Origin of the sequence: Neoehrlichia mikurensis (assembly GCF_019186785.1) — a bacterium.
GTDB lineage: Bacteria > Pseudomonadota > Alphaproteobacteria > Rickettsiales > Anaplasmataceae > Neoehrlichia > Neoehrlichia mikurensis.
Genome location: NZ_CP066557.1, coordinates 508,657 through 523,998 on the forward strand (window position 1 = coordinate 508,657; position 15,342 = coordinate 523,998).

Consider the following 15,342-nt stretch of genomic DNA (forward strand, 5'->3'; position numbering starts at 1 on the left):
CACATATAAAATATCAATAACACCTATTATATATTATTTAACTATCAAAATATATAATACTTTATAACAAGCAACTTTCTGAGGTAGTAATGTCAAATACATCATATAATGTAAATAACGTATCCCAAAAAAAAATAACATGGGAAACTATAAAAAATAAAAAATATACTCAGGATAGTCTTTCACAAATATCTTACCTTTATGTTATAAAAGTATATAACAAAAAAGAAATACATACACTTATAAATCAAGAGTCTTTATACAACATAATTATAAAAATAAGTATCTCTACAGAAAATATACTAATGAATAAACTACTTGATATTGAAATATTAGAAGGTATTACTTTCCACAAATTTACTAGTAAAAAGAAAGATAATTTATTAAGATTACAAGATTTATCAAAATTTTTTAAAACTTCACTCAATATAAAACTTCCTAAAGATATAGAAGAAAGCTTTATAACAGAATATAAAAAGGCCACACAGTTACTTAATAGTTCAATTAATATATAATAACAATCTTAATAATAAGTTTTATATAAAAAAACATGCAATATTTTAATAACAATATAATTTATAATAATACCCTTATAAATCTGTTATTAATGTTCACATGATTTTCAGTAACACAATATGTACAATAATCCAATTATGTACTATCCTAAAATTAAACAATTATAGATTAATACCAATGAAAAGTTTTTTAATATATTAAATAATAACATATAAAAAAATTTAATTAATTAAAAACATTTCACATTTAGTTTACCAATATCATTAAAATATAATAATATTATACTATATCTTCTTTAATAGATATTTCAACTACGTTTACTAATCTTATCAACATATCATATGCCACAGTTAATATTTAATAAATTAATTGATGATATAAATTTTATTATAAAATATCTTAAATAACTAAACATGATTCTACATAATATTGTAGACTTAGCTCAGCATTGTATTATAGGATATATCCTATTAGTAGCTACAATGCTAAGCTTATTAGACATAAGTAATAAAAAAACCTCTCACAAGACAATCTATAGTAATACTACAAGCAGTTCTGCAAATAATCACAAAATGACAAAATGTGTAGAATATCACACAATACCGCAACATTCTATAAGTGACACAACATTTCTTTCAGATATAAATATAACACCTATCATGAACAACTACAGCCATAAACTATTTAATAATCACAAATCTTTGCCTCACGTTAATCCATCAACTCCATCATTAAAAATTCAAACAATAAAGGAACCTACATCTTGCATACATTCAAATCCTATAATATTTCAGGAAATTAATGATATTAATACAAAAAACAATGATATCGTACTTAATAATATACAATCAGTTATTTATAGCGAACTTTCAGAAGAGAACCATGAAGAAATACCATATAATAATGAAGAAGATTGCAATGTAGATCAAGAACTTCAAGACAATTTAGCAGAAATTATTCCTTTACAAATAAGTAATATAACAATTTGTTGTATAACAAAAGACGATGCCATTATAATTTGCAAATAAGCAATTATAATATAGTATATAAAAAAACCAATCCAAATATTGCATCTGCAAGTAAACACTAACATTTTACTGAACATAATTATACTAATTATTTCTTATTGATATTCTGTTATGTTTTGATATTTCTCTATGTTAGCAAAGCTAAAATACAATAATTACACACATTCAGCTATAATACACTAATAGCTTCAATAAAATAAAAAGACATACTATTAATTTTTTATTTACTATTTTATAATTATAAATAATCAACCATTAACATAGCATCATAATATTTTGTACATTGAAGTATTTTATATATATATTTAAATAAAATTGAAGTAAAAAATGTTTAATTTTATTAAAATGCATGGCACTTCTAATGATTTTGTCATCATAGACAATCGAGCAAGCATAAATAATATTAATAATATTGAATATGCAAAAATAGCACATAGAAAAACTGGAATTGGCTGCGATCAAGTCATTGTTATTGATAAATCGTCAAATGCGGATTGTTTCATGCATATATATAATTCAGACGGTAGTAAAGTAGAAATGTGTGGAAATGGAGCAAGATGCGTTGCTTACTTGCTAATGCAGGAAAAAAAAGCTAAATCCGTATCTATAGAAACAACAGAGCGTATAATTTATGGTTCACAAATAAGTAATGATCTAATACAAATAAACATGGGTACTCCTAAATTTCATTGGAAAGATATACCTATATCTCAACCTTGTGATACTTTAAATTTACCTATTGCAATCGAAATGCTAGAACATCCCGTTGGAGTTAATATAGGGAATCCTCACATAGTATTCTTCGTGCAGTCCGTAAATAGCGTACCGCTAGATAGATTAGGAGTAAAACTAGAAAATCATCCTTTACTTCCCAATAAAGCAAATATTGGAATTGTAGAAATCATATCGCAAGATCACATAAAATTAAGAGTTTGGGAACGAGGTGTAGGAGAAACTTCTTCTTGCGGCAGTGGAGCATGTGCAGCAGTAGTAGCTGCCATAAGACGCAAATATACTAAAAATACTGTTTTAGTTACATTGCAAGGTGGAGACTTATTAATATATTGGAAAGAAAACAACAGTATATTAATAAGCGGTACAGTAAATTATGTGTTTTGTGGAACTTATAGATAAGTTATAAATTGAAAAAAACAAAATTTCTGATATCTTGATTTAGGTATGTGTTAGTATTTATGGTATATTATATGAAGGCTACAGCAAAAGATGTTATATGCAAAGTTTTAGCTTGTATCTTTTTAATTACATCCTTTTTAGTTGTTGTAAAAAAAATCAAAAGTAGTTTTCCTCAAGAGAGTAATATTACAGCTTATGAAGATTCTAATTATGTTAGAAATATATTAATAGGGTGCCTTAATGTAGTGTTTTCCTGCATCATTTATATGCTGATTTTGATATATTGCAATGTTAAGTTAATGCTATTGTTTATGTCAATAACTAACGAAAAAAGACTTAATCACTTTATGCTATTCGAATCACTTCAATCAAAAATCATATCTTTGTTGTTAAATAAATATACATACCATTTTCATAATATGACAAACAAGAATTCTACAACAAAACTACAACATACAACAAATGAAGATATCTATACAAAGCTATTAGAATCCCTTAAGATAGTAAATTCTTTCCATTATCATGTAAAATTTTGTAAGTAAATATGTATTTAATAAGAGATATTTATAATTCTACATAGTATGTATATAATCCTAATTTTCATTAGTTTAATGAGCGATTTATGAAAAGTAATCTTTTTTTTACAAAAAGCAGTTTACTATCCTTGATATCAAAAATTACTAGTTCTTTACCTAAAATAAGTGAAATGCCACAGTTTTTAAAAAACAAATTTATACATTTTAAAAAAGAATTTATATCTATAAAAAATAAATCCAGGCATTTGTTAGAAACTAATATTGATCTGGGGTTGTATCACTTTTATAAGGGAAATATTTCAGACGCAAAAACTCGTTTTTGGTTGATAAGTATTGTTAAGCCGCACTTACCAATATCGTATTATAATATTGGAAGGTGTTATTTTGTATTAAGAAACTTTGATAAGGCAAAAAAAAATCTTTTAAAAGCTATAGAATTAGATAAAAATTATGATGAAGCAATTTATTATCTAAATAAGATTAAAGCTCCACATAAAATTACCTACATACCTTACATCATTATTCAACAGTACTTTAATTATACAAGTGAATATTTTGTAGAACATTGGGTAATTACAAAGCAATACAGAGCACATGAATATGTAAGATCTTTAATAGTAAACTTTTTTGGTCCCCTATCTTGCAATGTAAAAATTTTAGATTTAGGTTGTGGTACAGGAATATGTGGTCAGTTTTTAAAAATGAAAGACATAGGTAATCATATTACAGGAATTGACATATCAAGTCACATGATAAATATAGCAAGAGGATGTTTTGTAAATGGTAGACAAGCATATAATGAATTAATACATATTAATATGTATGACTTTTTAAAAAATAACAATAAAAACCACCTATATGATGTGATAATATTAACAGAGGTATTACATTATACAGGAGATTTAAGTGTAATATTTAAACTTGTAAGCACGGCATTAAATCCACAAGGCATAGTAATAGCTTTAGTAAGGGAAGTTAATGAAAAAGATTTTAGCTTTGTTCCAGAAGGAGATTTTTTTTGTCATTCATTAGATTATATAAAAAGCATAATACTTAAATCAAATATGCAAATTACTTATAGTAGTAATTGTAAGATATACGGTAATCAAATAGATGGATTATTATTTACTGCTAGCCTTACCCCATAAGAATTTTTTTTGCACCCATGATTTATGCTTTTCTGCTTTAACATAACACCAATCATTATCACACTTTATGACATTTAATACTATAAATTTATCAATTTTCATAATATATCTATCCTGAATATTAGGACTTTTATAACCAAAAGTATCACTTGTAATAATAACAACTTCTTGATCTTTTAAAACATTACTTCTTACCCATCCTTCTCCTCCTTCAACATCACGTATTTTCTTCCATATATTAAATGTACCTATTACTTTCACAGGTAAATTTTTTTTAACATAAATCCACTTAATTGGATATTCCATCCCTGGACCACTTCTCACATCAACTTTATTAAAACCAAGAGAAGAAAAATATGGAAATTTTACTTTACTAGCAATAGATCTACTAACAAAAACAGTAATACTTAAAACAAATATTAGCAATAATTTTACGAACTCAATTTTCATATAATTGCATCAATATATATATAAAACAATTAATAATAACTTATTCAATACTATCATTAATAAATGCATAAAGTATTTTTTTATATTTTATAAAAAAATTAAAAATATTTTTAAATATTATTATATATTTATTAATACCTAGCATTGACAATTTTATAAAATTTTTTATCATTATTAGGATTGCATTTTAGTCTTGCGGTTGTGGTGGAAGTGGTAGACACGCAGCGTTGAGGTCGCTGTGGTTGCAAAAAAACCTTGGAAGTTCGAATCTTCTCAGCCGCACCAATAGCTTAATAATTATGAGTATTACATGCAAAATATATTCAGTAATTTTAGTGTTAAGAAAAATTTAATTGAAAGGTCCATCGCAGAAATACGTCGTGGTACTCCTGTATTGTTATATTATGATACTAGTTATTTATTAGTTGTTTCCAGTGAGTTAATCAATGTAAAGTTATTAAAAAAATTAACATCATTTTCAAATAATGTTTATTTATTACTTACTACAAATAGATTAAACTATATCTTTAGTTCGAATTCATATACATTGTCAAGAATTCCAGCTAATCACTATACTATTGATGAAATATATTCTTTGCTCACAGGGCATAATGGATCAATCATAACGTTACCTGATAAAAATAAAATTAATCCTAGTACTAACATATTAGACAAGTGTGCCATTTCTTTAATAAAATCAGCAAAGCTTTTACCATCAGCATTAGTAATTGATATAAATTTTAAAAGTTATGACAACATGGTCAATTGGTGTAATAATAATGGTATGCTATATGTACATAAAAATATACTTAATCAAAAAAGAAATAATTATAGTATAAAAGAAGTCTGTAGCTCTTCTTTGGTTTTACAAGATTGCTGTAAATCCAAAATAATTATCTATAGATCAAATATTGGTGAACTTGAGCACTATGCAATTATTATAGGAGAACCTGATTTTAATAATCCTTTAGTAAGAATACATTCATCATGCTATACTGGAGATCTACTAGGTAGCTTATCATGTGATTGTAGAAATCAGTTGCATACAGCTATGAAATTAATGCAAGATAATCAAGGAGGAATTATATTATATTTAGCACAAGATGGAAGAGGCATAGGGTTAGTAAATAAAATCAGGACTTATCAATTACAAACAGAAAATTATTTTGACACTGTAGATGCCAATAGGTTTCTTGGATTTGAAGATGATGAAAGAATATTTATTCCTGCAGTAGCAATATTAGAAAAGCTAGGAATATCAAAATTGCAACTTATGACTAATAATCCACGCAAGGCCTCAGAAATTAAAAAACATGGTTTTCATATTTCAAAAATATTGCCTATTATTGCAAATACTAATAAGTATAACATTAATTATATTAATACAAAAATAAATAGGTTAGGACATGTTAGTTAAGTTAATTCTAATTTTGCACTTAAAATTAACATAATATAAACAAATACATCGTAGGCTGATTAAGTGTTTTAGGCCAAATTCAACATAGTTAAGCTATGTAATTTACGTGCATACTAAAAAAGTATAAGTTATATCTATTATGGTTCAGAAGCATGTTTAACTTCAAAAATAAAACAACTAAAGACAAATTACCAAATAACATAGATTCCCAAAATTGGTATCATGACCGTTATAGTTCCATAATTGTACAAAGAAACATTCTTTTATTACTTGTTATGTTTTCAGTTATTGGAATAGGTGTAAGTACTTTTATTATATTAACCATTAGTAAAAATAGAACAATTGAGCCTTTCGTAGTAGAAATAGAAAAAAAATCTGGTATTACAACATTAGTTAATCCTATATCTGTAAAACAATATTCAGCTGATGAAGTTTTAAATAACTATTTTATAATAGAATACATTAGAGCTAGAGAACTTTTTGATCCTAATAATTTTCAATACAACTATTACACAAAGGTAAGATTATTTTCTACACAAGATACATACAATGAATTTCGAAATTGGATAAGACTAAGTAATCCTTCAAGTCCTGTTAATTTATATGCAAATGTTGCTTCAGGACATATCAAAATCAGGTCATTACAACATCTTAATCCTGGAAATGTACAAATAAGATTTACATTAGAATTCAATGTACAAAATGGCTCTGTAATTAAGAAAGATAGAATCGCAACACTCTCATTTCAATATACATCTCTTGAAATGAATGAACAACAAAGACAAATCAACCCTTTAGGATTTCAAATTACTTATTATAGAGCAGATGATGAGTTTTTATAATAAAGAAGTAAAGCCACTTCAAACTTTACATTTAAGTTATTTATAATAGGAAAGACAATGAATTTTTACAAAATTTGCTTAATGCTATTAATATTGATTACAATAATAGTCAATCAAACACAAGCTTTTGCTTACAATAAGCCTATATCAATAGATAGTAGAATTAAAACTTTTGTTTATAGTCAAAATGAAATTTTTACTATAGTTTTTAATTATGGATATCATTCATATATTGAGTTTTCTAAGGGAGAAACTGCGAAAGTTATAGCAATGGGTAACTCTACAAGTTGGAAAGTAAAACCTGTAGATAATAAGCTTTTTATTATGCCACTTGAAAAAAATGGTAAAACTAATATGCTAATTGAAACTAATAAAGGAAGAAGCTATGCTTTTGACTTAATATGTAGATCTACAAACACTAGAACATTAAATGCCAGCTTAAATACTGATTATTCTGAACTAAGAGATTTAGCATATATAGTACGTTTTTATTATCCTAAAACTGAAGATGAATTTGACTTACATAATGTAAAAGCATCACCTATATCTTATACAAAAAGTAGTAATAATATAAATTTAATAAGCATTATCCCCAACAACACTCGTTACAATTATATTTATAACAAGTCCTTATCAAAACTTAATAAAGCAATAGTGCCATACGAATTATTTGATGACGGGTTGCTAACTTATTTCAAATTTACTAACAACAATAAAACTATTCCAAAAATATTTACAGTCAACAAATACGGACAAGAAATTCCTTGTAAAATGCTACTTTTACATAACTACATAATAATAAAAGGTGTACATAAAACATTACACCTTAAAGATAGTAAAGATGCTCTTCAAATTATCAATAAGACACTATAAGTAAATATGGATCATGTATGATAGATGAAATTAAAAACAACACTGATACAGAAATTGTTGATAGTGTAAGCGTTGTAGGAATGAATAAAGGTAAAAAAATTATTATACTTTCAGTTGTATTACTAGCAGCTGGACTAGCATATTACTTTTTTATCCATAAAACAGATAATGAGCATGATGTTAATACATCAAAACAAGTCGCAGAACAAGAAATTGAAAAATTACTTAAAGACGCTCAGTTGCCAACTCAAGAAACAGCTAATAAAATTGATGTACCACAAAAATTGCCAAGTTTGCCACCATTAATTACCCCTAGCTTACCAACAATTCCATCAATTGAAAAACCTATTAATACTCCTCCAACTATTGAAACTATAAAGGTTCCACAACCAGAAATTAAAAAACAACCTGATATACCATTTCCATCATCAATGCACAGACCTTCTATTGAAAATCCTATATCAGCCTTCGCAGGTTATGATAAAGAAAGAAGAACTACTCCAATGTTAATAACTTCTGGTAGTGATCAAGAGACAAAAAAAGAAAATAAAAAACAAAATAACAATAATGATATTTTAAATTTCACATCCGCTCCAAAAGCAGTAGCAACACGTATTGCTAATTTAAATTATACAATATTACAAGGAAAAATTATTGATGCAGTATTAGAAACTGCAATAAATTCTGATTTGGCAGGTACTTTAAGAGCTATTATTACAAGAGATGTATATTCAGAAGCTAACAATATAATTTTAATTCCAAAAGGATCTAGATTAATAGGGAGCTATTCTTTTGACGAATCTCAAGGTAATACAAGAGTAAGTATTATATGGTCTAGGGTAATACTTCCACATGGTATAGACATTAAAATAGACTCGCCTGGAACAGATGAATTAGGAAGACAAGGAGTATCAGGGTTTGTAGATCATAAAATAAGCAACATTGTAACTTCTACATTATTACTATCAGGTGTTTCTTTTGGTACAGCCATTATAACATCAAAAATACCATCAATAAGTCAAAGTATTATCACTACCACACCTAAAACACCTGGAACTTTACTTCCTACAGAATCAACATCTACTACCTTACCAGTAAAAATCTTTTCTCAGGCAATAGAAGAGGTTTCCGAATCTATAAAGTCTATATTAAAAAAATATTCTGATGTAAAACCAACAATATATGTAGATCAAGGTACTCTCCTTAAAGTATTTATTAATCAGGACCTTATATTTCCTAAAGAAGCCATAATTGGTACAAATGTTGTAAAGTAAGTTAATAACTCAAAAAGCAAAACAATGAATTATGCGGCATTAGATACATATCTTGAACCACTACAAAAAATCTTCAAAGAGGATGGAGTTAATGAAATTTCTATCAATAAAGAATGTGAAGTATGGATCGAAAAAAAAGGTCATATACGTTGTGAAAAAATACCTATACTTACCTTATCACATTTAAAAGCACTTGGAAGATTAGTTGCACAAGCAACTGAACAAAAGATAAGTGAAGAACTACCTTTATTATCAGCAACATTGCCAAATGGATATCGTATACAGATTGTTTTTCCACCAGCATGTGAATCAACAACTGTTATTATGTCTATAAGAAAGCCTTCTGTTATACAGTTCTCATTAGATGAATATGAAAAAATGGGAACTTTTGATCATACTATTACTGAAAGTACTATTGACAGTATTAATTATCAGCTAACTAATCTTTTACAAGAAAAAAAAATCAAAGAATTTTTAAAAACTGCTATTCTTCATAAAAAGAATATTATAATAAGCGGTGGTACATCAACTGGAAAAACAACCTTTACCAATGCAGCACTACGATCCATTCCTAATATGGAAAGAATAATAACAGTAGAAGATTCTAGAGAAATAGTATTATCAGACCATCCAAATAAAGTACATTTAATTGCCTCAAAAGGTGGGCAAGGAAGATCAAAAGTTACAACTCAAGATTTAATTGAAGCATGTTTAAGATTACGTCCTGATAGGATAATTGTAGGAGAATTAAGAGGAGCTGAAGCCTTTAGCTTTTTACGAGCAATTAATACTGGGCATCCCGGTTCTATTTCAACATTACATGCTGACACACCAAAAATGGCACTCGAACAATTAAAACTCATGGTAATGCAAGCAGGATTCGGTATTCCACCTGAGCAAATTGCTGATTATATTTTAAATATTATTGATATTATTATACAGTTAAAAAGGACATCTGATGGAATAAGGCATGTTTCAGAAATATTATTCACTAAATCTTTACACAAAAGTGTTTAAGATATAATAATTCTTTTCAAATGAACCAAGTTATATACTTATGATGGATAGTAAAAGTGTAAATCATATACGTAATGTTTTATTTCTCATTGTTGGATTATTTTCTCTTTTAGAATTTTGTTTTTATATATCAGGTATATTATTTATAATAAGTGTATGGGGAATTAATAGTGTTGACTTTAAAGCTATAAATCCTAGTATTAATCATTTTCCAAGTAGATTATGGCCTACTATTTTTAACTATGTACAACATTGGTGGAATCATCCATCTTTATACAATACATCTCTAGTTTTTAAACTTCTTACATCGCTCTTAGCCCCATTATGCACACTAGGAATTATATTTTGGAATTTAAGAACAGTATTATTTGATTGGAGACCTTTTAAAAAGAAAGAATCCTTACATGGAGATTCTAGATGGGCTACAGAGAAAGATATACGTAAAATTGGATTACGTAGTAAAAAAGGAATATTACTAGGCAAAGATAAAAAAGGCTATCTTGTTGCAGATGGCTATCAGCATGCATTATTATTTGCACCTACCGGATCTGGAAAAGGTGTTGGTTTCGTTATCCCAAATTTATTATTTTGGGAGGATTCTGTAATTGTACATGACATAAAACTTGAAAACTATGATCTAACAAGTGGTTGGCGAAAGAAAAAAGGACAAGAAGTTTATGTATGGAATCCAGCACAACCTGATGGTATAAGTCATTGTTATAATCCATTAGACTGGATTAGTTCAAAACCTGGACAAATGGTCGACGATGTGCAAAAAATAGCAAATTTAATAATGCCTGAACAGGATTTTTGGTATAATGAAGCTCGTAGTTTATTCGTGGGAGTAGTTCTATACTTACTTGCAGTTCCAGAAAAAGTCAAGTCATTCGGTGAAGTAGTTCGCACTATGCGTAGCGATGACGTAGTATATAATCTTGCAGTTGTATTAGATACCATAGGAAAAAAAATTCATCCAGTTGCATATATGAATATTGCTGCTTTTTTACAAAAGGCAGATAAAGAACGTTCTGGTGTTGTATCAACTATGAACTCATCTCTAGAATTATGGGCAAACCCTTTAATAGATACAGCAACGGCTTCAAGTGATTTTAATATTCAAGAATTCAAGAAGAAAAAAATTACAGTTTATGTAGGATTAACACCTGACAATTTAACACGTCTTCGTCCACTAATGCAAGTGTTTTATCAACAAGCTACAGAATTTTTATGTAGATCTCTTCCATCTGACGATGAGCCTTACGGTGTATTATTCTTAATGGATGAATTTCCAACTCTTGGAAAAATGGAGCAGTTTCAAACAGGTATTGCATACTTTCGCGGATATAGAGTAAGACTATTTTTAATAATACAAGATACTGAACAGTTAAAAGGAATATACGAAGAAGCAGGAATGAATTCATTCTTATCAAATTCAACTTATAGAATTACTTTTGCAGCTAACAATATTGAAACAGCCAATCTCATTTCACAACTTATTGGTAATAAAACCGTTAATCAAGAGTCACTAAACAAACCTAAATTTTTAGATCTTAATCCCGCATCACGTTCTCTTCATATATCAGAAACACAAAGAGCACTTTTATTACCTCAAGAAGTAATAATGTTACCTAAAGACGAGCAAATTTTACTAATAGAATCTACTTATCCTATAAAATCCCATAAAATAAAATATTACGAAGATAAAACATTCACAAAAAAGTTGTTTAAAAGCACATTCGTTCCAACACAAGAGCCTTATAATCCTAACAATAATATACCAATAGATGAAAGTGATCAAATACCAGCTATTGACATGTCAGAACAATCAGACCAAACCAAATCTTTTGATCAAGATGTATCTTTGTATGATGAATTAAATAACGATAATTACGAAGATGATAATTTCTTTGATGATATAAATGATGATGAGGATATTAGTGATGATGAGGATATTAGTGAGGATATTAATAATGAAGATATTGATGATTATTTTTATAATGATGACGAAAATAATAACAGTGAAGATACCGTAAAGGATAATTTGGATACTAATAAAGAAAAATAAAGAAGAATGTTAATATAATAATGAAAAGAGCTTTATTAATAATACTAAAATATAACACATAATTATAACATTCCTTTATCCTTCATCAATTTTCTAAGGTTATTACCAACTTGATCAATTAAGTTATCTTTTATTTTTTTTCTGTTTTCATTCAAATTATAAAAATGCATGCTATGTTCTTGAAGAAATTTGCATACAAAAGATTTATCCTGTATTTGTGCTAAAGCCTTCTTCATTTCTTGCTTTACACTTTCATTAATAATCTTATTTCCAACTAAGTTAGCTCCATATTCTGCAGTATTTGAAATTTCATTAAAAACACCATAAATACCTTTTTCATACATTAAATCTGTTATTAATTTAACTTCATGCAGACATCCAAAATATGCAAGTTCAGGTGACAATCCAGCATTAACTAATACTTCAAATGCAGCATTCACTAAAAATGGTATACCTCCACATAAAACAACTTGCTCACTAAAAAGATTCACTTCTACTTCTTCTTTTAGTGTTGTTCGCATAATTATATTACCCAAAGTAACAGCCGACGCATAAGAATTCATTATCAATTCTGTCGTTTTAGTATAATCCTGTTCTATATCAACAAAACATACTACACCTTTTTTATTCAAATATTGACTTCTTACAGCAGATCCTATTGCTTTAGGAGAAACCATACATACATTAATGTAAGGTACTATTTTTATATGTTTATAGTAAATGCTGAATCCATGTGCTACTATTAATGTTTGCTTAGGTTTTAAAAAAGGCTTCACACTGTTTTCATATATTTCATAATGCAATTCATCAGGCGCAAGGAGTACTATAATATCACTATCAGATATTACAGTACTCTTTGTACTAACAGGGAATCCATCTTTTCTTGCTAAATCAATACTATCAGATCCATCATATAAAATAATATTGATCTTACCGACGCCACTATCACGTAAATTAAGAGCGTGCGCTCTGCCTTGAGAACCATATCCTAATATTGTAATGTTGAATTCTTTTAAATAACTTGAATCTTTATAAGAATAAATGTTCATAAGTTTTTCACATTAAAAAGAAAATAACACTATAATATATTCCTACTACAGATAATAGTGTCCATGGTGACTACCACAATTGTCGGCTAAACACTCAAAATTATTGTAAGAAGGAACATTAAGAACTACGTAACCGTAATCTCCTATTTTTACAGTAACATTATCAAAAGAATCACTAATTATATCACTATTATAATAGTGGTGCACTATTTTTAAATTACAGGCAACATATGTGGCATCAAAATCTTCAATATTCTTGTTATTATTTTTATTAAATATCAATTCCAATCCAAGTTCAATATCTTCTTCATGTATATCAGACATTACATCTTGGACATCAGAAGTATCTTGTCCAATAATTTCTTTATCCACTACAAATTCAACAGTATCAATATCTTGTGCAATAACCTTTTCATCAGCTACAGGTAGTTCAGTTTTTTTATCATCTTTTTGAGAAAATAATTTAAAAAAATCATCCAAATCCTGAATTTTATTAATTTTTTCTAAATAATTCATATTAATCTCCTTTGTGTGTGTAGCAATTAAAATTGCATTCAATCAGTACATCAAATTTATAAAAAGTATAGTATTATTTTAACGTTGCATAAAAAATCGCAAGGAACTATAATTAGTAAAAGTTATATAACTATTAACATTAAGTGACTCATTTTGTAACAGAAAAATGCATAAAATGTAAATATACTGATTGTGTTGAGGTTTGCCCTGTTGATTGTTTTTATGAGGGCATAAATATGCTAGTTATAGATCCTGAACAATGCATAGACTGTGGCGTTTGTATACCAGAATGTCCTATTGATGCAATAGTAACTGATGATGCAGTAAAAGATATTTTACAATGTGATGATGATACGTTAAACGAAGAACAAAAAAAGCTTAAAGTATTTTACAATATTAATGCTGAATTTGCAAAAAAATGGGAAAACATTACTTCCAAAAAATCCCCTATGAACGAAGCAGATTTATACAAAAATGAAAATAACAAAGTACAATATTTCAATGAAAATATAACATAAACATGTTTATCCCATAATTAACATAGCGTCTAATGCTTTTTTAGCCATAATACTTACTGATTTTTCTACAGTAACTTCAGGAAAATCATTCAATAAACAGTCATACAGTTTTTCTAGAGTGTTCAATCTCATATATGGACATTTACTGCAAGATTCACATCCACTATCTGTTTTTTTTAAAAAATAGAAATTACTTTTAGCAGATACTTTTTTCATTTGATGAAGTATTCCTTCCTCTGTTAAAACAATAAACTCTGATCCTGGTCTATCAGCAGTATATTTTAAAAGCTGAGTAGTCGATCCAACAAAGTGTGCATACTTTAATAAGTTACCAGGACATTCTGGATGAGCTATCACATGCGCATTTACATATTTTGTCATTAACCCTACAAGTTCACGTTCAGAAAAACTTTCATGAACTATACAACTACCCTGCCATAAAATCATTTTTCTTTGTGTCTTATTTTCTAAAAATCTACCAAGAAATTTATCTGGAGCAAACAATATTGTTTTGTCTTTAGGTATTTGATTAATAATTTTAGCTGCATTTGATGATGTACAAATTATATCAGAATAAGATTTTACCTCTGCAGAAGAATTTATATAAGTTACAGATACACAATCACTATATTTTTGTCTAAATTTTTTAAAATCTTCAACTTTACAAGAAGTAGCTAAAGAACACCCCGCATTTATATCTGGCAATAAAACTTTTTTTTTTGGATTAATAATTTTTGCAACTTCTGCCATAAAATATACTCCACAAAAAACTATAATATCAGCATCTGTAGAGGCTGCTTTTTTTGATAATTCTAAAGAGTCTCCAATAAAATCAGCTATATCTTGAATCTCTGATTCTTGATAATAATGTGAAAGTATGACTGCATTTTTTTTTTTAGATATGTTACGTATTTTGTAAAAAATGTCCTCGTAATTATCACCTAACATGTTTTCAAATT

The 15,342-nt window shown here is 27.5% G+C and carries 16 protein-coding genes and 1 tRNA gene; 13 read left to right on the plus strand and 4 right to left on the minus strand.

The genetic code is table 11. The features are described 5' to 3' along the window. The first annotated feature begins 89 nt into the window (after window positions 1-89). From HL033_RS01990 to HL033_RS02010, 5 genes are all read left to right on the plus strand, one after another. Window positions 90-515, plus strand: coding sequence for a hypothetical protein (locus HL033_RS01990; RefSeq protein WP_218194414.1), 426 nt, complete (start codon window positions 90-92; stop codon window positions 513-515). 483 nt (window positions 516-998) lie between these two features. After that, window positions 999-1,544 carry a hypothetical protein gene (locus HL033_RS01995; RefSeq protein WP_218194415.1) on the plus strand — a complete coding sequence of 182 codons (546 nt, stop codon included), beginning with the start codon at window positions 999-1,001 and terminating at the stop codon, window positions 1,542-1,544. A gap of 327 nt (window positions 1,545-1,871) precedes the next feature. Next, a complete protein-coding gene (dapF, locus tag HL033_RS02000; protein ID WP_218194416.1) occupies window positions 1,872-2,678 on the plus strand; it encodes a diaminopimelate epimerase in 807 nt (268 codons plus the stop codon). Window positions 2,679-2,737: 59 nt separating this feature from the next. Continuing rightward, window positions 2,738-3,220, plus strand: a complete 483-nt coding sequence (locus tag HL033_RS02005; protein ID WP_218194417.1) for a hypothetical protein — start codon at window positions 2,738-2,740, stop codon at window positions 3,218-3,220. 80 nt (window positions 3,221-3,300) lie between these two features. Then, window positions 3,301-4,362 (plus strand): methyltransferase, encoded by a 1,062-nt coding sequence (locus HL033_RS02010; protein ID WP_218194418.1) that lies wholly within the window; start codon window positions 3,301-3,303, stop codon window positions 4,360-4,362. Here HL033_RS02010 and HL033_RS02015 read toward each other — a convergent pair. Then, window positions 4,336-4,812, minus strand: a complete 477-nt coding sequence (locus HL033_RS02015; protein ID WP_218194419.1) for an SH3 domain-containing protein — start codon at window positions 4,810-4,812, stop codon at window positions 4,336-4,338. The genes HL033_RS02010 and HL033_RS02015 overlap by 27 nt on opposite strands. Window positions 4,813-5,007: 195 nt before the next feature. Here HL033_RS02015 and HL033_RS02020 point away from each other — a divergent pair. The 7 genes from HL033_RS02020 to HL033_RS02050 all read left to right on the plus strand — a co-directional run bounded on the left by HL033_RS02020 (window position 5,008) and on the right by HL033_RS02050 (window position 12,300). Further along, a tRNA-Leu gene (locus HL033_RS02020) sits at window positions 5,008-5,097 on the plus strand. 25 nt (window positions 5,098-5,122) lie between these two features. Then, window positions 5,123-6,229, plus strand: a complete 1,107-nt coding sequence (locus HL033_RS02025) for a GTP cyclohydrolase II (RefSeq protein ID WP_218194420.1) — start codon at window positions 5,123-5,125, stop codon at window positions 6,227-6,229. A 152-nt stretch (window positions 6,230-6,381) separates the two neighbouring features. Then, complete coding sequence (locus HL033_RS02030) at window positions 6,382-7,071, plus strand: VirB8 family type IV secretion system protein (protein WP_218194421.1); 690 nt, start codon at window positions 6,382-6,384, stop codon at window positions 7,069-7,071. Between the two features lie 57 nt (window positions 7,072-7,128). Further along, window positions 7,129-7,944, plus strand: coding sequence for a P-type conjugative transfer protein VirB9 (virB9, locus tag HL033_RS02035; RefSeq protein ID WP_218194422.1), 816 nt, complete (start codon window positions 7,129-7,131; stop codon window positions 7,942-7,944). Between the two features lie 17 nt (window positions 7,945-7,961). Next, the gene (locus tag HL033_RS02040; RefSeq protein WP_218194423.1) at window positions 7,962-9,218 is read left to right on the plus strand and encodes a TrbI/VirB10 family protein; all 1,257 of its coding nucleotides are present in this window, start codon (window positions 7,962-7,964) and stop codon (window positions 9,216-9,218) included. A gap of 24 nt (window positions 9,219-9,242) precedes the next feature. Further along, window positions 9,243-10,235, plus strand: a complete 993-nt coding sequence (gene virB11 / locus HL033_RS02045) for a P-type DNA transfer ATPase VirB11 (RefSeq protein ID WP_218194424.1) — start codon at window positions 9,243-9,245, stop codon at window positions 10,233-10,235. Window positions 10,236-10,278: 43 nt separating this feature from the next. Next, on the plus strand, window positions 10,279-12,300 hold the full coding sequence (locus HL033_RS02050) for a type IV secretory system conjugative DNA transfer family protein (RefSeq protein WP_218194489.1): 2,022 nt from the start codon (window positions 10,279-10,281) through the stop codon (window positions 12,298-12,300). Window positions 12,301-12,362: 62 nt separating this feature from the next. Here the strand turns inward: HL033_RS02050 and ilvC are convergent, their stop codons facing one another. Together ilvC and HL033_RS02060 are read right to left on the minus strand one after the other, a co-directional pair. After that, window positions 12,363-13,349, minus strand: a complete 987-nt coding sequence (gene ilvC, locus HL033_RS02055; protein WP_218194425.1) for a ketol-acid reductoisomerase — start codon at window positions 13,347-13,349, stop codon at window positions 12,363-12,365. A 45-nt stretch (window positions 13,350-13,394) separates the two neighbouring features. Then, complete coding sequence (locus HL033_RS02060) at window positions 13,395-13,865, minus strand: hypothetical protein (RefSeq protein WP_218194426.1); 471 nt, start codon at window positions 13,863-13,865, stop codon at window positions 13,395-13,397. A 143-nt stretch (window positions 13,866-14,008) separates the two neighbouring features. On the opposite strand from HL033_RS02060, the gene HL033_RS02065 reads away from it, so the two are divergent. After that, window positions 14,009-14,383 carry a ferredoxin family protein gene (locus tag HL033_RS02065; RefSeq protein WP_218194427.1) on the plus strand — a complete coding sequence of 125 codons (375 nt, stop codon included), beginning with the start codon at window positions 14,009-14,011 and terminating at the stop codon, window positions 14,381-14,383. Window positions 14,384-14,389: 6 nt separating this feature from the next. On the opposite strand, the gene nadA is transcribed toward HL033_RS02065, so the two are convergent. Then, the gene (gene nadA, locus HL033_RS02070; protein WP_218194428.1) at window positions 14,390-15,331 is read right to left on the minus strand and encodes a quinolinate synthase NadA; all 942 of its coding nucleotides are present in this window, start codon (window positions 15,329-15,331) and stop codon (window positions 14,390-14,392) included. Window positions 15,332-15,342 lie beyond the last annotated feature (11 nt).